This window comes from Mucilaginibacter sp. P2_A5 (assembly GCF_056404995.1).
On record NZ_JBFUCY010000007.1, the window covers coordinates 143654 to 168526 of the forward strand.

Annotated in this window: 18 protein-coding genes; 5 read left to right on the plus strand and 13 right to left on the minus strand. The window is 43.5% G+C overall.

Going from position 1 to position 24873, the window contains the following annotated elements:
• Window positions 1-87 precede the first annotated feature (87 nt).
• Entirely contained in the window at window positions 88-990 is a 903-nt protein-coding gene (locus AC1DXF_RS08140) for a nucleotidyltransferase family protein (RefSeq protein WP_477447810.1), read from the plus strand.
• A gap of 362 nt (window positions 991-1352) precedes the next feature.
• Here the strand turns inward: AC1DXF_RS08140 and AC1DXF_RS08145 are convergent, their stop codons facing one another.
• Window positions 1353-1736, minus strand: a complete 384-nt coding sequence (locus tag AC1DXF_RS08145; RefSeq protein WP_477447811.1) for a hypothetical protein — start codon at window positions 1734-1736, stop codon at window positions 1353-1355.
• A 327-nt stretch (window positions 1737-2063) separates the two neighbouring features.
• Here AC1DXF_RS08145 and AC1DXF_RS08150 point away from each other — a divergent pair, with 327 nt between their 5' ends.
• Window positions 2064-4328: a glycoside hydrolase family 31 protein gene (locus AC1DXF_RS08150; RefSeq protein WP_477447812.1), complete on the plus strand. Its 2265-nt coding sequence runs from the start codon at window positions 2064-2066 to the stop codon at window positions 4326-4328.
• 264 nt (window positions 4329-4592) lie between these two features.
• Here AC1DXF_RS08150 and AC1DXF_RS08155 read toward each other — a convergent pair whose 3' ends face one another.
• Both AC1DXF_RS08155 and AC1DXF_RS08160 read right to left on the minus strand, forming a co-directional pair.
• On the minus strand, window positions 4593-7016 hold the full coding sequence (locus tag AC1DXF_RS08155; protein WP_477447813.1) for a zinc-dependent metalloprotease: 2424 nt from the start codon (window positions 7014-7016) through the stop codon (window positions 4593-4595).
• A gap of 93 nt (window positions 7017-7109) precedes the next feature.
• Window positions 7110-7715, minus strand: coding sequence for a DUF4142 domain-containing protein (locus AC1DXF_RS08160; RefSeq protein ID WP_477447814.1), 606 nt, complete (start codon window positions 7713-7715; stop codon window positions 7110-7112).
• A gap of 289 nt (window positions 7716-8004) precedes the next feature.
• On the opposite strand from AC1DXF_RS08160, the gene AC1DXF_RS08165 reads away from it, so the two are divergent.
• Window positions 8005-8958 carry a lipid A deacylase LpxR family protein gene (locus AC1DXF_RS08165; RefSeq protein WP_477447815.1) on the plus strand — a complete coding sequence of 318 codons (954 nt, stop codon included), beginning with the start codon at window positions 8005-8007 and terminating at the stop codon, window positions 8956-8958.
• 104 nt (window positions 8959-9062) lie between these two features.
• Here AC1DXF_RS08165 and arfB read toward each other — a convergent pair whose 3' ends face one another.
• Window positions 9063-9473: an alternative ribosome rescue aminoacyl-tRNA hydrolase ArfB gene (gene arfB / locus AC1DXF_RS08170; RefSeq protein ID WP_477447816.1), complete on the minus strand. Its 411-nt coding sequence runs from the start codon at window positions 9471-9473 to the stop codon at window positions 9063-9065.
• 334 nt (window positions 9474-9807) lie between these two features.
• Between arfB and cmk the strand changes: the two genes are divergently transcribed.
• Window positions 9808-10485, plus strand: a complete 678-nt coding sequence (gene cmk, locus AC1DXF_RS08175) for a (d)CMP kinase (RefSeq protein WP_477447817.1) — start codon at window positions 9808-9810, stop codon at window positions 10483-10485.
• 63 nt (window positions 10486-10548) lie between these two features.
• Here cmk and AC1DXF_RS08180 read toward each other — a convergent pair whose 3' ends face one another.
• Window positions 10549-11004, minus strand: a complete 456-nt coding sequence (locus tag AC1DXF_RS08180) for a deoxycytidylate deaminase (protein WP_177183861.1) — start codon at window positions 11002-11004, stop codon at window positions 10549-10551.
• 89 nt (window positions 11005-11093) lie between these two features.
• Window positions 11094-12749, minus strand: coding sequence for an MFS transporter (locus AC1DXF_RS08185; RefSeq protein WP_477447818.1), 1656 nt, complete (start codon window positions 12747-12749; stop codon window positions 11094-11096).
• A gap of 168 nt (window positions 12750-12917) precedes the next feature.
• On the opposite strand from AC1DXF_RS08185, the gene AC1DXF_RS08190 reads away from it, so the two are divergent.
• Complete coding sequence (locus AC1DXF_RS08190) at window positions 12918-13574, plus strand: LysE family translocator (protein ID WP_477447819.1); 657 nt, start codon at window positions 12918-12920, stop codon at window positions 13572-13574.
• A 435-nt stretch (window positions 13575-14009) separates the two neighbouring features.
• On the opposite strand, the gene AC1DXF_RS08195 is transcribed toward AC1DXF_RS08190, so the two are convergent.
• The 7 genes from AC1DXF_RS08195 to AC1DXF_RS08225 all read right to left on the minus strand — a co-directional run bounded on the left by AC1DXF_RS08195 (window position 14010) and on the right by AC1DXF_RS08225 (window position 24872).
• Window positions 14010-15917: an amidophosphoribosyltransferase gene (locus AC1DXF_RS08195; RefSeq protein WP_477447820.1), complete on the minus strand. Its 1908-nt coding sequence runs from the start codon at window positions 15915-15917 to the stop codon at window positions 14010-14012.
• 103 nt (window positions 15918-16020) lie between these two features.
• Window positions 16021-16386, minus strand: coding sequence for a hypothetical protein (locus AC1DXF_RS08200; protein WP_477447821.1), 366 nt, complete (start codon window positions 16384-16386; stop codon window positions 16021-16023).
• A gap of 233 nt (window positions 16387-16619) precedes the next feature.
• Window positions 16620-18599, minus strand: coding sequence for an amidohydrolase family protein (locus tag AC1DXF_RS08205; RefSeq protein ID WP_477447822.1), 1980 nt, complete (start codon window positions 18597-18599; stop codon window positions 16620-16622).
• A gap of 242 nt (window positions 18600-18841) precedes the next feature.
• Window positions 18842-19462: an alpha-ketoglutarate-dependent dioxygenase AlkB family protein gene (locus AC1DXF_RS08210; RefSeq protein WP_477447823.1), complete on the minus strand. Its 621-nt coding sequence runs from the start codon at window positions 19460-19462 to the stop codon at window positions 18842-18844.
• Window positions 19463-19953: 491 nt separating this feature from the next.
• Complete coding sequence (locus AC1DXF_RS08215) at window positions 19954-21261, minus strand: ammonium transporter (protein WP_477447824.1); 1308 nt, start codon at window positions 21259-21261, stop codon at window positions 19954-19956.
• 102 nt (window positions 21262-21363) lie between these two features.
• On the minus strand, window positions 21364-22863 hold the full coding sequence (locus AC1DXF_RS08220) for an NADH-quinone oxidoreductase subunit N (protein WP_477447825.1): 1500 nt from the start codon (window positions 22861-22863) through the stop codon (window positions 21364-21366).
• A gap of 5 nt (window positions 22864-22868) precedes the next feature.
• Complete coding sequence (locus tag AC1DXF_RS08225; RefSeq protein ID WP_477447826.1) at window positions 22869-24872, minus strand: mucoidy inhibitor MuiA family protein; 2004 nt, start codon at window positions 24870-24872, stop codon at window positions 22869-22871.
• Window position 24873: the final 1 nt, after the last annotated feature.

Here is a 24873-nt window from a genome sequence, read left to right on the forward strand (position 1 = left end):
TCAACCCGGTTAAAACAATTTCCATTTCAAACCATTTCCTTATTCTATTAAAAAATTAGCAATTAAGTACTCTCCATATACATCCTTATGAAACCCACATTACTTATTTTGGCCGCCGGAATGGCCAGCCGTTACGGCAGTATGAAACAAGTTGATGGCTTTGGCCCCAACGGCGAAACTATTATTGACTATTCGATATATGATGCTATAAAAGCAGGTTTTGGCAAAGTTAGCTTTATCATCCGCGAAGAATTTGCAGATAATTTTAAAGCTATTTTTGAACCCAAACTAAAAGGCCGTATTGAAACCGATTACGTTTTTCAAAGTTTCGACCTGAAACCGTTTGGCATCGATAAAGAAATTGAACGCGCAAAACCCTGGGGCACTGCCCATGCGGTACTTGCAGCGCGCAACCAGGTGAATGAGCCTTTTTGTGTTATTAACGCCGATGACTTTTACGGTTACGATTCGTTTGAAAAAATGGCCAAATTTTTAACTACCGAAGTTACCGATGATACCTACTCGTTAATAGGTTACCAGATTGACAGGACATTGTCTGACTACGGATCGGTATCGCGCGGTGTTTGTAAAGTTGATGATGCAGGCAATATGGTTGAAATTAATGAGCGTACCGAAGTTTACTTTAAAGAAGATGGCAGTGTGGCTTACAAAGATGCTACCGGCGAACATGCGTTAAGCAATGATACCCGTGTATCTATGAATTTCTGGGGCTTTACGCCGGCTGTTTTCGGCCAAAGCGAGGAGATGTTCAGAGAATTTGTTGCAGCCAATGAAAACAATCCAAAGTCGGAATTTTTCATTCCTTTGGTTGCCGACAATCTGATTAAAGAAAATATAGCATCATTTAAAGTTATCCCAACCGGCTCAAAATGGTTTGGTGTTACTTATAAAGAAGATAAACCTATTGTTCAAAAATGCATTTCGGAATTGGTTGCCAATGGCACTTACCCGGCAACGCTTTGGGATTAAAATAATAAAATCCAGCCCCTTACATCCCTGTCATGCTGAGTTGTAAAATTTCGCGAAATTCTGAAGGGGGCATGACATCGGTTAATCCCCAATGTCATGCCGAACTTGTTTCGGCACCCCACATGCTAAGTGTACTTCATGCGGGCCACTTGTCCTGTGGGATCCCGATCCGTTAGCTAACGGACGGGATGACTTCCGTTTTTAAACATGTCATGGGTAAGTACCAAGCAATCTATCAGCAAACTTTTCTATTGGCTATACATGGCGGCAAATAGGTCCTTCAATACGTTCAGGATGGCAGCTTTATAAAACGAAAAAATCCCGCTCATCGCGGGGTTTTTTCGTTTTATATTTTATCCGGATTAGTCTATAAAGAAGAATTTCTTCTTGTCATTTTCATCGTAAACGTGAACGGTTTTTGTAACTACCTCGTCGTTTGATCTGATCTCGAATTTATAATCGCCGTTATCAAGGCTGGTTAACACATAACCTTTTTCTACCTCAACTTTGCTGGGCAAAAAGTCTTGCAGCAAAATGTTGTTTGCCTGGTCAAAAATGGTAACATATGATTTGCTTGCTTCGGTTTTTGAAATCATTACCGCAACGCCACGCTCGTGTTTTAACGATGATACAGTGATAACGTCTTTAGTATCGTTGGTATGGCCTTTGGCGTTGGCAGCAGCTGACGTAAAAATGCCTGCGCTTAATAACAAGAATAATGCTGATAATTTGATTGAATTTTTCATGATCTTTTTATTTTTAAAATGTTGTTTTTAAATGTGTTTGTTATTTTCAATATCCAAAACAACAACATCTTTATCGGTTGTTAAAACGAAATAGACCACTTGTAAATAATTATAGACCAATAGCTTATACCAATCTACAAAGCACCAAAAACGAGCAAACACCATCTTTCAAAAGGCTTGATAGTTTAATAAACCCTGTTCATCGATGCTTTTTTTCGGTTCATCGGTTGTGAGGAATGTTTAACTACTTCACATTTATAAAAACCAATAAAACTTAACGGCGTTCCCTTTTAGTGGCCTTACTAAAATACTGGCGCACGCTACCGCATGGAAATTGAAATATTGGGCAACGTACAGCGTTTTAAACTACAGGATGGTATATTAATCATTAAAACTGCCGAAGCCGAGGCAAGGGTATATATTTATAGTCCAACCATCATCCGAATTAACATCAGTAAAAAGCATAGTGGTACCGATAACTCCTTTGCAGTGATCCGTGAGGCGATAGACGATTTTGAATTTGATGAATCGGCCGATGCTATCGAAATAAATACCCCGGCATTAAAACTCAGCATCAATAAATCACCTCTGAGGTTTAACTTTTTAACGGTTGATGGCAAACCGCTAAGCGAAGACGACAGTCGTTTTGGCACCAACTGGCAGGGCGGGCGGGTAATTACTTATCGTAAATTATATGCCGATGAAAAATTTATTGGCCTGGGCGAAAAAACCGGCAACCTAAACAGGCGCGGCACATCATATACCAACTGGAATACAGATGCTGTTGATTACAACAACAAAAGCGACCCTTTATACAAAACTTTCCCGTTTTTTATCGGCCTGCACAGCGGACTTACTTATGGCTTATTTTTAGATAATACGCACAAAAGCTACTTTGATTTTGGTGCTACGACTGATGATGAAATGAGCTGGTTTGGCGCCGATGGTGGCGATATGAATTATTATTTTTTTGGCGCGCAAGGGGTTGCTAAAATCATCGAAGATTACACCTGGCTTACCGGCCGTATGGAAATACCGCCTTTATGGAGCCTGGGCTACCAGCAATGCCGCTGGAGCTATATGAGCGCCAAAGAAGTATTAAAAATTGCCAAAACCTTCCGCAAAAAGAAAATTCCGGCCGATGTGATGTATTGCGACATCGATTACATGGAGGGCTTCAAAATCTTTACCTGGAACAAAAAAACCTTTGCCAATCCGCAGGCTATGATGGATGAGCTAAAAGCGATGGGCTTTCATTTGGTTACGATAGTTGATCCGGGGATTAAAATTGAAGAAGGTTACAAAGAATATGACGAGGGAATTGCCTATGATTACTTTGCCCAATATCCCGATGGCGAAAATTACACCGGCTACGTTTGGCCCGGCCGCTGCCATTTTCCCGACTTTTTTAGGGACGATGTACGCGATTGGTGGGGCGCGGCTTTTACTGCCCTTACCGATGTTGGCGTGGACGGCTTCTGGAACGACATGAACGAACCTGCGGCCTGGGGGCAAAACATCCCCTGGATGGTAAAATTTGGCGATAAATACATGCCCGAAGTACGAAACGCCTACGGCATGCAAATGGCGAGGGCTACATACGAGGGCACCAGGAAAATCATGATGAATAAACGACCATTTGTGCTAACCCGTGCTGCATATGCCGGCACGCAGCGTTATTCGGCCATATGGACGGGCGATAATACCGGCACAGATGAACATATGCTTTTAGGGCAGCGTTTGGTAAACAGCCTTGGCATTACCGGCATGTCTTTCACTGGGGTAGATATCGGAGGTTTTAGTGGCAACCCCACACCTGAGCTAATGGTGCGCTGGAATTCGCTGGGTGTATACACCCCAATGTTTCGAAACCACGCTATCCAGGGCAGCAAAATGCGCGAACCATGGGAATGGGGCAAGTCTAACGAGCAGATCATTAAAAAGGACATAGAACAACGCTATAGGCTTCTCCCTTATATTTATTCGGCCTTTTATCAATCCACGCAAACAGGCCTGCCCATTAGCCGCACGCTGGCCATTGAATATCCTTTTGACGAAAAAGTATATTTCGAACGTTTTCAAAACCAGTTTATGTTTGGCGATGCGTTATTGGTTGCGCCGGTTGAAAGCGATAAACTTACAACAGATGTTTACCTGCCCAAAGGCGATTGGTACCGCTTAAGCACCGATGAAAAACTGAAAGGCGGCAAAATTATAGCTGTGGCTTCACCTTTAACTGATTTGCCTGTATTTGTAAAAGCAGGCGCTATAATACCAATGCAAGGTATAACACAGAGTACAGCCGCTAAAGGCGATGGAATATTGCAGATCCACATCTGGAACGGCAAAGAAGCAAACGATTTTTTGTACTATGAAGATGACGGATCCTCCTACGATTATGAACGGGGGGTTTATTACAAACGTACTATAAGGTTTGATCCGAAGAAAAAGCAGGTCAGCCTTTTAAAAGTTGAAGGAACATTTCCGTCAAAGTATCATCAAATTAGTTTGGAGTTGCATGGGTTTGAGGTTAGCATAAAGAAAAGATTGTTCGACTTTGACCGAGGGGTTATGGAGATAAAGATTCGATAGGCAAACCTATGTCCTAAGCTATTGTCATTGCGAGTGGGCTCAGGTAAAACCTAAAAAAATGGGGACGACGTGTTGGCTTCAGTACATGACAACAACCATGTCATTGCGAGCGATAGCGTGGCAATCGCGGACTGTGCAGGTCCGCCATACATAGTTCGCGATTGCTTCGTTCCTCGCAATGACATAAATCACTAAAAAATATATAGCTGGAAATCAACCACTTACAAACATACCATTATAAGACACTAGGAAGGAAAAAAACCACTAATCCATCCCAATCGGCGATCCATCCGGCATATTCAACACTGGTGCTGGTTGAAACTTATCGGGATTTTTCTCAAACTCATTGATCTGCGATAAGCCGAACAGCAAATTAGCTTTACTGCTGCCTGTGGCAGCAAGCACTGCTGTTTTCATCCATTTTTTCAGGTCATCTATCTGTAGTAAAGCAATACCACGTACGCTTTCGGGGGCGTTGGTTGTGGCAGCCAGGGTTAATATCTGCCTAAGGGCAAGGTTATTTACCAGGCGTTGCAGCTCGCCTTTATAACCTGCTGATTGCGGGGCTTTCCAGGTTTGAGCTACCAGCCTGTTCAAAACGGGCAACAGACCTGGCTGGGTATTGTCGCGCGATTGATATTCAACCAGCCTGGCGGCGCGTTCGGGTTGTAGCATGAAAGACAGTGTTGCGGCAGCAGCAGATTCTGCAGCAGCCATTGGGTCGAAAGTTAAACCGGTATGCGATTTAAAAGTTTCCCTTGTACGCGGATAGCCAATAGGCCGCGGTGGTATTTTTTCAATCAATTTTTCGGGTAATGCAAGCGCATCTGGACTGATGGTACCCATCAGCGCGTTAAAAGCCTTCCATTGCCCGGCAGGGGGCACAAATTTGGTAACGGTTTGCCCATCGTTTTTTAAAGCAAAGGTATAATACAATCCTCCCAGCATTTTTGAGGCGGCCTCGGCCTGGAAACGGTGCAAAAGGTACATCGGCACTAAAACCTCTTCCAGCGTAGCCATCGGCGCATCCTGGCGGATGGCTTTTTCCGAAAAATTATCCAGCACGTGCCTGCGCAAAACCATCAGCCGGTTCAATTCATCAGCAGCATCCGTGCCGCTATCCCATAAATGGGCTTGCGGGTGGGCGCTGCCCGCAGGGCGGGCATCATCATCAGATATAAATAAAAAGCCTTGTTTAATGGTTTCGGTAATGATGCCTTTTAAAGCCTCATCTTCATTGGTTCCTTTGACAAAATCCTGGTAGCCATAAAGGATAGCTCGTTTATCATATTCACCAATTTCCGTACGATAAGCCTTGCTCAGGTCTATAGTACCATCAGCATTCAGGCTGATCACAGGTGGCGGGTAATCCATAACCGATGCCCTGCCGTTTACACTTGCGGTAAAATTGTGCTGCAGGCCCAGGGTATGACCCACTTCATGTGCGGACAGTTGGCGCAGGCGTGCAAGGGCCAGTTTCAGCATTTTATCGCTTGTGGGCTTGCCATCTTCGTATGGCTGAACCAATCCTTCAGCAATTAAAAAATCCTGCCTGTCGCGCAGGGAACCAAGGGAAACCTGGCCTTTAATGATTTCGCCTGTACGCGGATCATCAATCGACGCGCCATATGACCAGCCCCTGGTGGAGCGGTGGATCCATTGGATAATATTATACCGGATGTCCATCGGGTCGGCATCCTCGGGCAGCAGTTTAACCTGGAAAGCATTTTTATAACCGGCAGCCTCAAAAGCCTGGTTCCACCAGCTGGCTCCTTCTATCAGTGCATTGCGCACAAGTTCGGGTGCGCCACGGTCAACGTAGTATATAATGGGTTTCACGGGTTCACTTACAGCCGCTGTCGGGTCTTTTTTCTCCAACCGGTGGCGGGCAAGCACCCGTTTCATAATAGGCTCATCAATAGGCGTGGCATAATCCATATACTCTGCATCGTAATAGCCCGACCGGGGATCGAAGTTTCGTTTTTTATAATTGCTGTCGGGCAATTTTATAAACGATTGGTGCATCCTTACCGTAACGGCATTAGGGTCGGGCGTTACCGAGCTAATCTCGTAGCCCTTACCCTTACCGGCCAAAGTTATAGTGGCTTCAAATTCCGAATTATCGGGAAAGCCTTTTGTATTGGGTAAATACACCGCCGACCGGCTATCATCAAAGCTAAAACTACCCTGGTTATTATCACTCAATCTATCGGCAATTTTATGGCTATCGCGTAGCAAAAAGGGTGTAAAATCAACCAAAACCCTCTCCCCATCCCGGGCCACAACCGTAGCACCCCATATAGCCGATTGTGCAAAGGCTTCTTCTACAGATTTTCGCTCTTCTGCATTATTGCTGATTGCCCGGTAGCTGTAATTGGGCTGCATTAGCAATACCTTAGGGCCGCTTTTTATGAATTTTACGATACGGCTGCCACCAATTTGCCCTCTGTCGAGCCCCAAGTCATTTGATCCAACACCCGCAGGCATCGAGTTTACATAAAGGAATTCCTGGTTAAATTTATCTATCTCTAAAAAAATCTTGCCGGTTTTCTCGTCCCAATAAAAATTGAAGAATCCGGTATATTTGGTAAGGCCTTTTGTCTTGGCATCAATTTCATCAACCTTTTGGGCTTTTACATTTATATTGGCGAACAAAAGGAGACAAAGGACAAGGTAAACTTTTTTCATAGCGGCAAATGTGTTGTTAAGCCCTAAAATAGGCATAAAAACAGAAAAGGAGGTAAAATTACCTCCCTCCCTCGTTTATAAAATCAGCATTAATTATTTCAGGCCTTTTTTGATGCTTTCAATTTCGGCTAAATGGCCTTTTATTGTTGGCAGCGTTTTTTCGGCAAAGGCCTTCAAATCTGTATCCTTGCAGTTTTTGGCAGCGTCTTCAAACATCGATATTGTTTTTTTGTGCCCGTCAACCATAGCATCTACATAAGCTTTGTCAAAATCGCCGGCCGATTTTTTTGAAAGATCTGCCAATTCCTTTTGCTTGTCTTCGCCTGGTGCGGCAGGCAACGTAATATTTTTGGTTTTGGCTATAGCCATCAACTCGTCGTTTGCTTTGCCATGGTCGGCCACCATCATCGCAGCAAAATCTTTAACTTTTTGATTTAAAGCTTTGGTTTCGGCAACTTTAGCTACCGCAACTTCGGCCATACCACCGTTGGCAGCGTCAACAGCAAATTTTGCATCATCTTTATCAACAGCAATGCCTTTTGCGCCGGTTACGCCGGTAGTATCTGTAACCGCCATTGTTGATGTGTCTTTAACAGCATTAGTGCTGTCGGCAGCCTCTTTGCTGTCTTTACCGCCGCCGCATGATTGGAACGATAAGGCGGCAATTGCCACCATCGTTATTAAACTTAACTTTTTCATAGTAGTGATTTATTTATGTTTTTATAGGCAACATTTTTTACTCAAATAGGTTTTATTTTCCTATTTATAAAATACATTAAGTTTATATAAATAAACTCTTTTCAAAGCAATGGATTTTGATATAACGAGGTCCCACAGCTGCTGATGGTACAACCGAACCGCCCTGCCAACCTTTTTTATCAATTTTCTTTCGAAGTTTACAATTGTTTACAACATTTTTCATTATACGATGCACTATGATTTAAACCACTCAAAATTTATATATTGGCGGCAGAAATATTCATACTAAATGCTAAACAAGCTTTTTTTTACGTTGGTATGCCTGTTGGGCTGTGCCACATTATTTGCCCAGCAACACAGCCAGGAATTTGGCATCCAAACCGATAACGACTCGTACCTGGGCCAGGGGTCTGACAAATATTACACCAATGGTATTTTCTTTTATTACCGTAAGGCTTTAAAAGTTGGCGATACGGAAAAACTTCAAAACAAAATTTTAGGCATCGAATTAGGGCAAAAAATGTTTAACCCACAATCCGGCTTCGTTAGGGATGCCGGTGATGTTGACAGGCCTTTTGCAGCATACACCTATGTTGGCGGTACCCTAAATTTGTTGTATAAAAACGAAAGCACCCTGAAGCTTGGCGCACAAATTGGTTTGGTTGGCCCTGCAGCCGGCGGCGAGCCGGTTCAAAAACTTATTCATAATACTTTTGGCTTTTATACGCTGAACGGCTGGCAATACCAGATCAGGAACGATGTTGAGCTTAATCTATCTGCCGAATATAACAAACTGCTTGCCCGTGCGTCATGGGCAGATGTAAGCCTGGCCAGCTATGCCAATTTAGGCACAGGCTTTACAGGTGCGGGATTAGGGCCGCTGTTCCGCCTCGGCAACTTTAACCAGCTGTTCAGTTCAATAAGTACGCAAAGCACGGCATCGTTAACGCCTCAAAGCAATTTGCTGCACAAACACGAGCTATTTTTTTACTACAAACCGCAAATAAACGCCGTAGTTTACGATGCCACCATACAAGGCGGCCTTTTTAGCAGCCATGATCCTAACGGCCTGGAAGTTACCGGCACAAAAAAAACCTTTGTTTTTAGCCAGCAGTTTGGTGTGGCTGTTAGCTTTAACCGTTTCACGTTTGATGCAACCGCTATTTTCCATACCCGTGAAGTAAAGACGATGGTACATTCGCACCAATGGGCGGCAATAACCGGTGTTTATCGATTCAAATAAAATTAACTTTTATTTGAAAATTTGAGGATTTGAAAATTTGAGAATGATAACAATTGAAGTTTTACCATGCATTGAGTTTAACAATTTTCAAATTCTCAAATTAATCAATCGTCATGATTAGTCCGCCTGTTTTCCTTTTTCGCAGATTGTTTCTTTTTGCTATCCAGCCGGGCGGCTTTGGCGGCTTTGCTTACTTTAGTTGGTTTACGTACTTTTTGTACTTGCAGCGCGCGGCCTAAAAGGGCAATCAGCCTTTCAACCGCTTTTTCTTTATTAAGGTATTGGCTGCGCTCCTCATCGCAAATTACTTGTACCAGGCCGTCTTTATTTAAGCGGTTTTGCAATTTTTCGGCAAGCAATATTTTTTCATCATCAGTAAACAATGCCGAAGCGGCAACATCAAACAAAAGTTCAACCTTACTTGATACTTTGTTTACGTTTTGGCCCCCTTTACCCCCGCTGCGCGATGTTTTATAGGTTATTTCTTTTTGTAGGTCGGCTTTATTCAGGTTCATTTTTCAAATGTAGCTTTTTTAGGTTGATTAGGTTGATTAGGTTGATTAGGTTGATTAGGTTGATTAGGTTGATTAGGTTGATTAGGTTGATTAGGTTGATTAGGTTGATTAGGTTGATTAGGTTGATTAGGTTGATTAGGTTGATTAGGTTGATTAGGTTGATTAGGTTGATTAGGTTGGAATGCGGCAAAACCTGCATTGTTTTAAACTTTTGAACCTTTTTAAACTCAATCAACTTATTCAACCACTCAACTCAATAAACCTAATCAACCACTCACTTAATCAGCCATTCCATAACCAACAATCAACAAAAATCATTATTTTAGCGGCTCTTATGAGCAACAATATCGTAGTAGCAATTGATGGATATTCATCATGTGGTAAAAGCACTTTAGCAAAGGCTTTAGCAAAAAAACTTCATTTTATTTATGTAGACAGCGGCGCAATGTACCGGGCTGTGGCCTTGTATTTTCTGCGTAATAACATCGACCTGGCCAATCATGAACAAATTGCCGGGGCGTTGGACAACATCCATCTTAATTTCCACTCCAGGGATTACCAAACACACATCACCCTTAATGATGAGGAAGTATCTGATGAGATACGCCAGATGCATGTGGCCGACAAGGTAAGTACCATAGCGGCAATACATGAAGTGCGCGTTGCCATGGTAAAACAGCAGCAACGCATGGGCAAATCAAAAAACATCATTATGGATGGCCGCGATATTGGCACCGTTGTATTCCCGAACGCCCAGGTAAAGCTGTTTATGACAGCCGACCCGAAGATTCGCGCCGAACGCCGTTATAAAGAGTTACTGCCTACTAACCCCAATATAACTTTAGAAGAAATTTTTGACAACCTGGCACACCGCGATTACCAGGATACCACCCGCAAGGAAAGCCCGCTGACGCGTGCTGAAGATGCTATTATTTTGGATAATACCGACCTGAGCCCTGACGAACAGCTACTGTTTGCTTTAAGCCATATTGAGCCTTTCCTGGCCGATTAAGGCGGGGTTACAGTTTACGGGAAATATTGTCATTAATCCCGGCCCAAAAAACAGGCCGGCAATCTAATCTTCCGTAAACCTCACTGTAGGAACGCCAAAGCGGTTCAAAAAATCAACCCCTTCGTCGCTGCCGATGCCTTTGTATTCGGCATACGATTTATCAAAATAAACCTTGGTTATGCCTGCCGAATAGATAAGGCGCGCGCATGCTATACATGGTGATAATGTGGTATACAACGTTGCACCTTCCAGCTTTGCGCCGCTTTTTACCGCATATAAAATCGCGTTTTCTTCGGCATGCAGTGCTAACGAGCAACTCCCTTTTGAATCGCGGGCGCATCCTTGCTCCGGCCATTCCTCGTCGCAGTTATGCGTACCCGCAGGCGGGCCGTTGTAGCCTATGGATATAATACGGGTATCGCGGGTTAAAACAGCACCTACATGGGCTTTAACGCAGTGTGAGCGCTTAGCCAGATCGGTTGCCAGGTTCATGAATATCGAATCGAAACTTGGTTTCATAGTTAAGTCATTAGGTCATTAATGCCATTGGGTCATTAAATCAGTGAAAAATGACTTAATGACCCAATGGTTTATGACGGTTTTAAAAATTAGTGGCCTGCTGCAACTTCAACATGGTCAAGGTCGATGCCCTGGCTACGCAGTTCGCGGCTTACTTTCCAGGCAAAATAAGCAAGGTATGCAAAGCCTATTACAGGCACAATGTATGAGAAGTGAATGCCGCTCATACCTGGTATAACATTGCCTGCGCCATCGGCAACTTTGCCTTGTAGCGGCGGTATAATGGAACCACCTAAGATCATCATAATCAAAAATGCCGAACCCTGGCTGGTATATTTGCCCAAACCGGTAATAGCTAAAGAGAATATGGAAGGCCACATAATTGAGCAACACAAGCCTCCGCTAATAAAAGAAAACGTAGCAACTTTACCCGTAGTTGCAAGCCCTGTTAACATAAAGGCAACGCCTAATAAGCCCAAAACGGCTAATGTACGGGTAGGTTTTTGCTGCCCTATAAAAAATGCGACAATAAGGATACCAACACATGCAGCATATCCGTAAAGGTTGCTCACATTTACCCCGGTAGCCGCGTTTACCGCTAATACTATTCCAAAAGCGATAAAAGGGATAAGGATATATAAAATGTATTTAACTGTTTTTGAAAGGTTAAAAGCACCAATTGCCCCAGCAAAACGGCCAATCATTAAACTACCCCAGTAAAGGGAAATATAAGGTGCGATGTCCGATTCGTTGAAAGATCCAAATTCGGGCGTTTTTAATAACGATCCCATATTGCTTTGAATAGTTACCTCGGTACCTACATAGGTAAATATAGCCAACATACCCAAAATAAGTTGGGGGTACTGCATAGCGCCCCAGCCTTCTTTGCTTTTTTTAGCGGCAAATATAGTTCCAATGAGTGTAAAAACTATAATGGCTAAGGATGCATAAACGAAATACTGGCTTTTGATGTGATCTGATGATAGTAGCTCATTAAGGTAAGCGCTCAACGGATCTGCCGCCAAAATAAGCAGGAACGCCAAAAACATAATCAGCAGTGGCGTATTGGCTTTAGGGCTTGCCTCAATTTTTTCGTCGCTGGTTACTTTTGGCAGGTTGGAGAACCAGAAGAAGATGGCTACTGCGATAAATAAACCGGCAAGCATATAATAAAGGTTGTTTACCGATGATATCTGAACATCTTTTGCAGCTATTTTGGCCGAAGCTGAACCGAATAAGATAATGCCTACAACTACCGGGCCTAACAAACCGCCAATGTTATTTATACTCCCTGCAAAGTTTAAACGGTTGGAGCCGGTTTCTGGCGGGCCTAAAGCAACCACAAAAGGGTTGGCCGCAGTTTGCTGTAATGAAAAGCCAACGGCAATAATAAAAAACACAGTTAGTATTAAACCAAATGAACCTGATGCTATTGCTGGGATCATACCTATAGCGCCAATTGCCGAAATTATGAGGCCTAATATGATGCCATTTTTATAGCCCATTTTATTCATGATATCAACCTTGCTGATAGACGAAGCAAAATACAGGATCAATGAACCTATGAAATAACCACCATAGAATGTAAAATCTATCAATTGCGACTCAAATTGAGTTAAATGAAAGTGCTCTTTACAAAAAGGGATGAATACACCATTTGAAGCAGCTAAAAAGCCCCAGAAGAAAAATACAGTTATCAGCGTATAAAGGGCCGAACTGTAACTTTTAGCATTGTTTTGTTCCATTTTTAAATTAGGTTATGCAGAATAGATTTTGAATCGTTAAACATAATTGATTTTTTGTAAAACTGGTCACACTTTTTTAAATTAAAATAAATCACAATTTTATGTTTCGTTGTTTATGAGATAAAATTGCATATTCGCATTGTTCAAAAATGAACGAAGCCTAACTTAATGATAAAAGCCATTATTTCGGGAATTGGGTTTGGATTAGTGCTGACGGTTATTACTGGCCCGGTCTTTTTTGCTCTTATTAAAACCAGCATTGAAAAAGGTTTTCATGCAGGTGTAGCCCTTGCCCTCGGCGTTGTAACCAGCGATGTAGTATTTGTTGGCGCCTTACTTTTCGGTTCGCAATACATTGATGTATCTGATCATGCCAAACTGATTGCAGGCGTTGTTGGCGCCGTAATATTGTTTACCCTTGGTTTATACTATTTGTTTAAAAAGGCCGAAGTAAATTACGATAACAAAGTACCAACCGGCATTAACCGCGCAGGCTACTTTTTAAAGGGCTTTTTGATGTGCATCTTTAACCCTACCCTATTATTCCACTGGACAGTTGTTATCGGCGCTGCCAGTACTACTTTCCTGGTTGGCACCCCCCACCGCTCATTCCACATTGCCGTTATGTTTTTAACTATCCTTGTTGTGCAGTTTGGCATGGATACTACTAAAGCCTTTTATGCCGATAAGCTGCGCGACAAAATCTCGGTTAAACTTATCCATCGTCTTAACGAGCTGGCTGGTATTGCGCTTATCATAGCGTCGCTGGTATTGGTTGACAAGTTGGTTACTCACTTTGTATTCGCCGCACCGGCAGGCTCGTAAGCCCCCCAGCCCCCTGAAGGGGGAGTTTTTGATTAGCTAAGCGTTCCACCGGAACGCTTGGAACACCCGGAGCGCCCTGGAACGCATTAACGCTGATAATCAATCACTTACGATTTTACCAAAAGCAGACGCGGAACACCATATGCCCTCATTTTCAACATTTTAGCAAAAACATAAAATTTTCCGGCTCCTGAAAAAGGTGTCACTGAAATCCCAGACTTGCGAAGTTTTAAAAACTTCGCAAGTCTTTCAGCGGCTTCTCATTACCCCATTAGAATTCCGCGAAATCCCGCAATTCAGGATAACCGCGTTTCTCTTTTGATGCAAAAAAGTACAAAAACATTCAAAAAAAACACAAAAAAGGCGACAAGTATAAACTAATCGCCTCTATATATTTTCACTCCCCCGTTAGCTAACGGGGCCGGGGGGCTTCGCTTACATATAAGCCCTTTGGTTTTTACCTTCCATCCAGTTAACAAAGGCGCGGTTAACAACTTTGTTACCGCCCGGGGTTGGGTAATCGCCGCTGAAGTACCAGTCGCCCGTATGATCGGGGCAGGCAATATGCAGGTTATCTAATGTTTGATAAATTACCTGAACCTCGCATTTGATATCTTTAGGAGTGATGATCTGCGCTATCCGGTCAGATACCTGCTGATCGGTAAACAACTCGTATATCGCCTTTACGTGGTTCTGTACTTTTTCTTTAGGTAGTTTGATGCTGTCTTTGCATTTCTGGTAAACGTCAAGGATCACATCTTCCCTGTCCATTTCCTTTAACAGGCTAATGGCTGCCTCAAAAGCAACAAACTCGCCCATGCGCGACATATCTATGCCATAACAATCCGGGTAACGGATTTGTGGCGCCGACGATACCACTACCACCTTGGTAGGGCCAAGCCTGTCCAGAATTTTCAGGATGCTTTGTTTAAGCGTTGTACCGCGTACAATCGAATCATCCAAAACAACCAGTGTATCGGTGCCTTTTTTTATCAAACCGTAGGTAGTATCATAAACATGGGCAACCATTTCGCTGCGGTCGGCATCCTGGGTAATAAAGGTGCGCAGCTTAACATCTTTAATGGCAATTTTTTCAACCCTTGGGGCCATTGCCAGTATTTCGGTAAGCTCTTCGTCGCTAATTTTATCCTCACGGCTCAACAACTTGTCGCGCTGGTATTTTTTTACGTATTTGTGTACCCCCTCAACCATGCCATAAAAAGCAACTTCGGCAGTGTTGGGGATATAGGAAAACACGGTATTTTTGATATCGCTGTTAACTGCATCCAATATTTGCGGGCAAAGCAGCCTGCCTAATTGTTTACGCTCGCGATAAATCGATGCATCGCTGCCCCGTGAAAAGTAAATACGCTCAAATGAGCAGGCTTTCTTTTCTTTTGGCTCGCTAAACATGCTTTCGGTTATCTTACCATTCTTTTTAACAATAAGGGCATGGCCGGGTTTAATCTCCCTGATCTCTTCCATTGGCACGTTAAATGCCGTTTGGATAGCCGGGCGTTCAGACGCAGCCACAACAATCTCGTCGTTATAGTAATAAAACGCCGGACGAATACCCACCGGATCGCGCATTACAAAGGCATCGCCGTGGCCCAGTATACCGGCAATGGTATAACCACCATCCCAGTTTTTGGCCGATTTTGTTAAAATCTTGGCTAAATCCATATCGTTGGCTATCAGCTTGCTAATCTCCACGTTATCGTCTAAGCCTTCGCGTTTGTATTGGTCAAACAATCCCTGGTTTTCGGTATCAATAAAGTGGCCCATTTTTTCGAGCACTGTAATGGTATCGGCTTGTTCCTTCGGATGCTGCCCCAGGTCGTAAAGTTGCTGCAAAAGCTCATCAACATTGGTCATGTTAAAGTTACCTGCAATAACCAGATTCCTGGTTTGCCAGTTGTTTTGTCTCAAAAACGGGTGGCAGCTTTCTATAGAGTTTTTACCATGGGTACCATATCGCAGGTGCCCTAATAAAACCTCGCCGGTAAAGCTTACATGTTCTTTGAGCCAATCGGCATCCAACATTTTTTCGGGGGTTTCTTTCTGAATCTCCGCGAATTTCTTCTGGATATATTCAAAAATATCAGCAACGGCATTTGAGGCCATTGACCGGTGACGACTGATGTACCGCTTGCCCGGGGCAATATCTAATTTAATGGTAGCAACACCTGCGCCATCCTGGCCGCGGTTGTGTTGTTTCTCCATTAAAAGGTAAAGCTTGTTCAGGCCGTACAGCGCAGTTCCGTACTTTTTCTGATAAAAAGATAGTGGCTTTAATAAGCGGATAAATGCCACACCGCATTCATGTTTAATCTGATCGCTCATGATTCGGAATGAGGCTGCAAAGGTATCATTTATAATGGACTCTTTATAAAATCATTTGTCATTAAATAGTAGTTTAAACATCTAAATAATATACGCCTGCAAGTCAGTCTTTTTGAACAGGATAAAAGGATTGGGTAACTTCAATCAGCCCAACAATATGGTCATTAAAATCCTCCAATTCTTCGGCCGGCACCCATAATTCGTTATGAATAGGGCCGCCAACATTTTCAACATTATATTTCGCCAGGAACGCAGCAGGTAAACTAAATTTAGTTACAAAACCCGAACCGGATGCGGGTACATTCCAGTCCCTTGCTATCTGAATAGCGTAAACTTCATTCATTACCGGGTAAAAAATAGGCTGCTGGGCCAATCGTTTCGGAAACCTTTTAAACCCCGATTCCTCTATCAGTTTTAATTCCCTTGGCCCAACCGGCCGCCATAATGTTATAAGTTCTTCTTTTTGCACAAAGTAAATTTAGGAAAAATGTCCTTTTTTTTGATGTGCAGATTACAGATGTGCAGATTTCAAATTTCAGATGTGCAGATGCTTTTGCTTGTCAATTATTTTCTGAACAGGAATTTACCGAATTAGGAAATTAACAAAATGAGCCTCAAATTCGGGCCATTCCTAAATTCCACAAATTCTGGTTCAGACACCATCTGAAATCTGCACATCCGCACATCTGCACATCTGCACCCCTACCTCGAAAAACCTACCATCCGGTGTAAAGCTACCGGGTCATACACCCTGCCGGCTTTAATTACAACAGAAACTTTACGGATATCGCTGATGTTTTTTAAGGGATCGCCATCTACCAGTATAATATCTGCCTGTTTGCCTGCTTCAACGGAGCCTGTTTGTTTATCAATGCCCATTGCCTGGGCCGGTGTAATGGTTGCCGTTTGGATGGCCTGGGCGGGTGTTAAACCTGCCGACACATATAGCTCCAGTTCCCTGTCCAGGCTGAAGCCGGGGAAACCCATATCAGTACCTGCCACAATGATAACGCCTGCATCATATAGTTTTTTTACAGATGTAACCATGCTTTGCATCACGGGCTGAAACTTCATGGCATTAGCCGGCTCCATCCCCATATTTTTAAATAGCGTTTGCAATGGGGGTGGCAACGTGTTGTATGCCGGTTCCAGGTTGGTGATGCTATCCTTTACATTGCGAAAGGCCAGTTCAAAAACACCCAAAGTGGGGTCTATCACCACGTGATGGTCTTTAATAAATTTTATGGCCGCCACACTTACCGAATCATCAAAATCGACAGATCTATCTTTATTTCTCTTCAAAATGGCATAAACATATTGCTCGTGGTTCACCATGTTCATGCCCGAATCTACCCCTTGCTGCAGTGTCATCCCGTTGGGGATGTGGCCGGTTACCGTTAAGCCTAATTTATAGGCCTCGTCGCAAATAGCTTTTACAATTGCAGGTTTTACCGAACTGTATATTTTTATCTGCGCAAATCCGTTTTCTTTATAACGGTCAACCGCTTTTATGGCTTCTTCCCTGGTATCTGCTTGTATAATCCCCAACGACATTGGCCCCTTACCATCAATAATACCTGCTTTCAGGATGTTTGGCCCAACGCCCCTGCCGCCATCTATGGCGCTTTTTATGGCGTTAATATATTCAAATTCATTGCCGCAGTCCCTAACCGTGGTTACACCGGCCGCCAGGTAGGCCGGCCCCCATTCCGCCTGTTCAAAATGCGAGTGCATGTCCCATAAGCCGGGTAAAATAGTTTTACCATTAGCATTAATAACTTTGGCGCCGGCAGGTATTTTAACACTGCCTATCTTACCTATCACTTTAATAAGGCCATTCTCTATCAACACTACAGCATTGGGCGTACTTGTCCCGGTATTTACATCAACCAGGTTGCCCCCGGTAATGGCAATCACCCTGTTAACCACGCCTGTAGGCGCCGCTGCCCTGGCGAAGATCTGCATACCATAAACCGCCGCTTTGCTAATCAATTCAGGTAACAGGGTTTCATATTCCTTACGCATAGATTCCAGCTTGTCGCCTTCCGCATCATTAGTGATGAGGCAAATGAGCTTGCCGGCGGCATCCGTCCATATTAACTCATTGCCCCAAACCAGGCCACTTACAGTATACCTGTCAAGCAGCAATGGCTTACCGTTAAAAGTAAATTGGTCTGTACCGTCTTTTTTTATTTGTACCGAGCCAAAAGGCAGGGTTTTCATAGTCGCAGGCTGCTTGTTCATTTTCCAGTATTGCAGCATTGCCTGCTGTACCAATGTTGGCGAGTAACCGGCCACGGGGAAGCTAAGATGCTGATGCGTTTTATAGCTGGTAAGTTTTTCATCAACCTTAAATACAACACCATCATCTAAAACCCTTACCGAGTCGTCTATAGTAGAAAACCTGGATGTTTTCCCTTTTACAACAAGTTCGAGCGGGTTGCCCGAAGCAGTTAACTTTAAACGGGCCTTTAACGGCACCGGCGAACCCCTGTCGACAAATTTAAAATCGACGGTATATTTAATGGAGTCCTTGTATTTAGTTACCCAATAGGTTTCTTTACCAATATGCTGCGCAAATTTATGCAGGAAGAAAGTCCCGCTATCAGTTGGTAAAGTAGTTTGAGCCTTTACATTAAAAGCCAGCGCCAAAAGCGGGGCAAACAGAATAATTTTTTTCATATGCAGGTAGATTCAGATAAACTAAGTTATCATTTAATACCCGGTGTTGCAATGATTGAAAAGCAATGCAGATTTCAGATGTTGTCTGAACTCGAATTAAACGAATTTTTAGAATTTCTGGAATTTGCTTTTAGAATTCTGTTAATTCCTTAATTCGATAAATTCCGGTTCAGAAAAATAAACGACAGACAAGCATTTGCACATCTGAAATCTGCACATCTGAAATCTGCACATCTGCACATCTAATACTTAATATCCCTAAAAGTTATATTGATCCTTGGCCCCGGTTGCCTTGCCGTTTTGGGTACCTGGTGCAGCCAGTTATGCTGTGTAGCGCCCTGCATGATAAGCAAGCAGCCATTATTAAGGGCGATAGAAACTTTAGCGTTCTTTTGTTGCTTGTGTTTAAACTGGAAAGTACGGGTTGCACCAAACGATGCCGAGGCTATAACAGGATTGCCGCTCAATTCTTCTTCATCATCGCTGTGCCAGCCCATACTGTCGCCGCCATGGCGATAGTAATTAAGCAGGGCCGAGTTAAATTGTTTGCCGCATTGTTGCTCGGCAGCCTCCTTTATCTGCCTTAACAATGGCGTAAAGGGAATGGGAGTATTTACTACGCCGGAGTAGGTGTATTCCTGGTCACCATCGGCATACCAGGAAGTAAGTCGCGGAAAGTTGACCATTTTGCCATAGATCTTCATTTTATCCTGCTTCCAAAGGATGGAATGCTTTAACTGTTCAAAAATACCGAGCGAGCCCTCCTCTTCGTAAAAATTAGGATACAGGTAAACCTCGCCATCAAAAGGCAGGATATTTTGATGAGCCGTTGTAAACATTCCTAATTGATTATCTGAAAGCATGTTTTTAAAATAGAGTCAGGAATTAAGAATCAGGATAACGCCGGAATCTTCATTTATGGTATAGACAAAATAAGATGTGCAACGTTTAACTAATGGATATTTTTGTTGGTTTTGGGGAATGATGTATATCGTATGGCAGCGAAGACTCACCCGGCGATCCGTTGGCTAACGGACGCCACCCTCTCTTCGGCTTCGCCGGAAAGAGGGGCTTGAAATTTTATTATTTCTTTTTTTTCTATAATATATTGATATTGAATATTCAAGCCCCTCTTTCCACCGCAGGTGAAGAGAGGGTGCCGCGCGTAGCGCCGGCGGGTGAGTCTTCACCCGCGTTCAACCGGATGTTTGTGTAAATCCCAATACGTCATGCGTAGGAACCATGAATCTGCAAACTTTTCTCTCTTGATTCCTGACTCTTAATTCTTGATTCAAAAAAAATCCGGCCTTTCAGCCGGATTCGCAGGTTTATAGATTTGGTTTGAAAGTCGTAATTAAAGTTTTTCGCCGTGCTGGCTGATATCCAGCCCTACAACTTCATCCTCGGCAGATACCCGGAGAGGAGAGATCATGTCTGTTATTTTAAGCAATAACAATGATCCGAAAAACGCGAAAACAGATACCCCTACCAGTGCCAATAACTGCACTAAAAAGAGGTGTGTTTCGCCAAAGAAAAGGCCATTCCCGGTAGTGTTGGCAGCGTTTACGTGCTGATTGGCAAAAACACCGGTTAGCAGCATACCCACCATACCACCTACCCCATGGCAAGGGAATACATCAAGTGTATCATCAATGGTAGTGCGTGTACGCCACTCAACAACCAGGTTACTGATTACCGCCGATATAATACCGATGGCCAGCGAGTGAGGAACAGTTACATAACCTGCGGCAGGCGTAATGGCCACCAGGCCAACTACAGCGCCAATACAGGTGCCCATAGCCGATGGCTTGCGGCCAAGCAGCATATCAAAAAATATCCAGGTGATACCACCCGCAGCCGAAGCTGTGGTGCTGGTAGCCAAAGCGGTTACCGCCAAAGCATTTGCGCCAAAGGCCGAACCCGCATTAAAGCCAAACCAGCCAAACCATAACAGCCCGGTGCCTATCATTACATAAGTAATACGGGCCGGTGAATGGTTAGCATCGTTACGGCGTTTTAAATATAAGGCCGAGGCCAGCGCGGCCCAACCGGCCGACATGTGTACTACGGTACCGCCGGCAAAATCAAGCACGCCCAGTTTGGCCAGTATGCCATCGGGGTGCCAGGTGCAATGCGCCAATGGCGAGAATATGAAAATGGAAAATAGTACTAAAAAAATAATGTACGAGTTAAAACGGATCCGCTCGGCAAAAGCACCGGTAATCAGCGCCGGGGTAATAATGGCGAATTTTAACTGGTACATGGCAAACAGCAGCAAAGGTATAGTTGGAGCGGCTTTCCAGGTGGCGTTGCCCAGCATCCCCTTCATCATAAAAAAGGTAGCAGGATTGCCAATTATGCCATGAAAACTTTCGCCAAAGGCCAGGCTAAAACCAAAAATGCCCCAAAGCACCGTGATGATAACCATACAAACAATGCTTTGCAGCATGGTTGAGATCACGTTTTTTTTGTTCACCATGCCACCGTAAAAAAAGGCCAGGCCGGGCGTCATGATCAACACAAGGGCTGTCGACATCAGCATCCAGGCAATGTCCCCGGTATTAAAATTGGGGTTCCCGGAGTTTTTGAACTCGACTGATGGAAATAAGAAAGTAAGCGTAAGAATTATAAGTATAGTTACAAAAGGAATATACCGCTTCATTAAATTTTGGACTTGTTAAAAAACAGCCCAATTTAATACTTTTATATCAATAAAAAGAAGATAATGTTAATTTTATATTAAATAGGTAATAAAAAATTGAGTTTATAGGTATTTTAAAACGAAATCCGGAAAAACTCCCAGCAAAATCAATATAAAGCTTATAATTACAACTAAAATGAGCAGATTATAGGATTTTTTATATTCAATATCCTGATTTTCTGACCTTTTCAGGAATAAATTAAGCGGAATCTTAATATAGTAAAACAAGCTCACCACGGTCGTTAAAGCCCCGGTAGCCATCAGCAGCATCAGCCAGATACTGTGATTTTGCTGGTAAAGCCCGTATACTGCCGAAAACACAAACACCTTACCCGTAAAGCCGGCACTCACCGGCAAGCCTGTAAGCGATATCAGTATGATGGTAAAACAAACCCCGGCAACAGGGTACTTTAAACCAAGGCCTTTATAGTCGTCAAGGTTTTCGGCACCCATTACATTAGTAAAATAAGTTGCCAGTACCAATGCGCCAATATTGGCCAATGCGTAAACCAACAGGTAGTAAGTTAAAGCCGATATTCCTTGCTGATTAAGTACTACTACCGCCATCAGCGCGAAACCGGTATGGCCAATGCTGGAGTAAGCCAGCATCCGTTTAATATTACTTTGCAATACGGCGGCAAAATTCCCCGCTATCATACTGACAATACCGGCCGCTGACAATACAATAACCAGATCGAAACCGGTATTTGAACCCAATAGCACAAAAGGCGGTAAAAGGTTGACCAATAAAGCAAACGCGGCAATTTTGGGTAAAGTTGACAGGTATGCCGTAACCGGCGTTGGCGCGCCCTGGTATACATCGGGCACCCAAAAATGAACGGGAACAAATGACAGCTTAAACCCTATGCCAACCAGCACCAGCACGATAGCAAATGCAGAACTGAGGTGATTAACCTTTAAAAGTTCCATAACGGTATTATGCTGCAAAATATCCAGCGAACCGCTAAACGCATACAACAACGATATACCATATAACATAATGGCCGACGATGCTGCGCCAAACAATACATACTTTAAGCCCGCCTCGGTACTAAAAGCGTTCTCGCTCCGGTAGGCCACCATCAGGTACGATGCAATGGAAACCATCTCGATAGCCAGGTAAATAGATAGCAGGTTTACGGCCATCACCATTAAATGCAATCCGAGTATGGAAGCTATAGTAATCGTATATAAATCCGACAATCCTTTTTGGTGGCTTTTCAGCTTCTCATCCCACGTAAAATATAACAGCAGGATAAAAGCGAACAAATCTATAATTAATTTAAACCACAGGCCACTCCGGCTAAGGAGTATCATTTGGCTAAACAATAGGTGTGGCCCGTCCAATATCAACCCAAATTGCTTTAAATCGGCAAATACAACCAGCAGCAGGCCTGTAACGGCTACCATGCGGCAATAGCCGGCAGATGTTTTGCCAAACAGCAAATCGGTTATCATCACAAACACAAACAGCAAACCCAGGTATGCCTCAGGCATAAAATAGTGCAGGCTGATAATGACCTGGGTTAGCTGTTCGGATATGTTGCTGAGCAGTTGATGCATTTATATTATTGAACTATTACTGATTGATCTTTAGGGTATTTAACCTGGTACTTTAACAGCACCTTTTTATCATCCTGCGAATTTAGCACGAAATTCCATGAAAGTTTACCTGTATGCGCATCCAATTTTGCACCGGATGTTTCCTGCACATCTACCTGTATATCGGTATTTTGCGATACCGGCACCTGGTCTTCTACCAATAAACTAACCGGCTGGCTTTTGCGGTTTTTAGCTTCAATGAGCCAGTTGCGGGTTTCTTTTTTGTTCGATCCAAATACCTGCCTGCCGGCCAATTCTTTTTGCAGGGTACGGGTAACTACAATATTTTTATCGTTACCTAAGGATAAATTCAACGTATCGGTAGTGGCCTGTGTATTAATCAGCGACTTGCCGATAAACGTTCCCTCAAAAAATAAACTGGCTTCGCCCGAAAGGAAATTGTATTTATTCCAGTTGGTAAGCTGCGCGGTTAAAAACACATCGGTGCTTATTTTGGGCGCAACGTAATACTGGTAGCTGGCTTCCAAATCAAACTGGCCAATCTCTACCATGTATTGTTTGCCGTCTGTTGGCACGGTGTATGGGTTGGCGATGGCAAATTCTACATTGGTTTGGTTTTCGATTTTTTGAACTTCTATTGGTGTAGTAGCGTATGTAGCTGCGCCCCTGAGCCGTATTTTATCCTTCCCATCTGTAACACTCACTCCGGCAACGCGACCCTCAAGGTATTCCGATGCTCCGTAACCCACAACAACAACCTCATTTAAAGCCCGGGCTGATGGCTTAAGCGCTACACTTATAACTGCCGCATTAGCCTGCCGCTCCATCGTTTCATAACCAATGTAGCTATAAGTTATGGTTGGGTTACCTCCGGGTACCTGGATATTGTAATTACCATCCTTATCGCTTACAGTGCCTATGGAAGAACCTTTTACCCTGATAGATACACCGGGCAGGGGCTGCCCATCCTCCTGCCCAACAATTTTACCCGTTACTTTGGTAATGTTGCCGGCAGCGCCTGAATAATACATGCCAAAATTTAAATAATCCGGACTAAGTTCAGGCTTACTGCCGCTAACAGTTGGGTTACCTGTTGATAGGGTGATTTTTATGTTCTTCCATTCCTCGCCGCTTTGCTGCGATACATTGGCTTTATAGGTAATACTGATAGGGCTGTTTACATTTTTGGCCCTGATATCGTAAACCGGGTACCAGCTGGCGGTATGCACCACGTAGTTGATGGTAAATGTAGACTGCAGATCGGTTTTAGACGATACCGTAACCAGCACATTACTGGTGGTGCTGCGGCGGCCTTTAACAATCCCGGCTATTTGCTTATCGTATTTTTGAAGCTCCAGGTTTAACAATGCCACCTGGTCGGCCACGGCCTGCTGTTTTTGTTTGATCTCGGTAAGGCGGGCCGTTTGAAAGTCAAGCGCCTGTTTGAGTTTTACAATATCGAGGCCATTTTTTTCACCGCTGCCTACCTGGTTTTTTGATAGCATATCGGCTTCTTCCTGGTAAATAGGGAGCAGGCTGTTTTGTAAAGATATTTTATCCCTGATGAGTTTTTGCTGCGCTTGCAGGTCGGTAATTTGTTTTTGCTTTAGTTCTTCGTTTAAAAAATCAAGCTCGTGCTTAACCGAAAGGATAGTAAAGTTGCCTCCGGCGCTCACCTGCAGGCTTTGCACATCCATATCAGCCGACAGGTTGTTGAATACCAGGGTAGATGTGCCCGCGCTTATGTTTACCTGCGCGGTACGGCTTACCTGTGCCCCGCTTAAAAACACGGTAACTTTTTGAACTTTCGAGGCAATTTTTTGCCCCTCGTCGGCTTTGGCGGCAATAGCTATAAATAAAAAAATAGCGGTTGATAGTTTTTTGAACATAACGTCTTCGGTTAAATGGATACTTGCTGTTAGTTTGCTCCCATCGGCCTCAAAGGCCCTTGGGTAAACTAAAGATGCAGTGGTATGCATTTTTCCATAAAAGAATTTATGCTGATACACT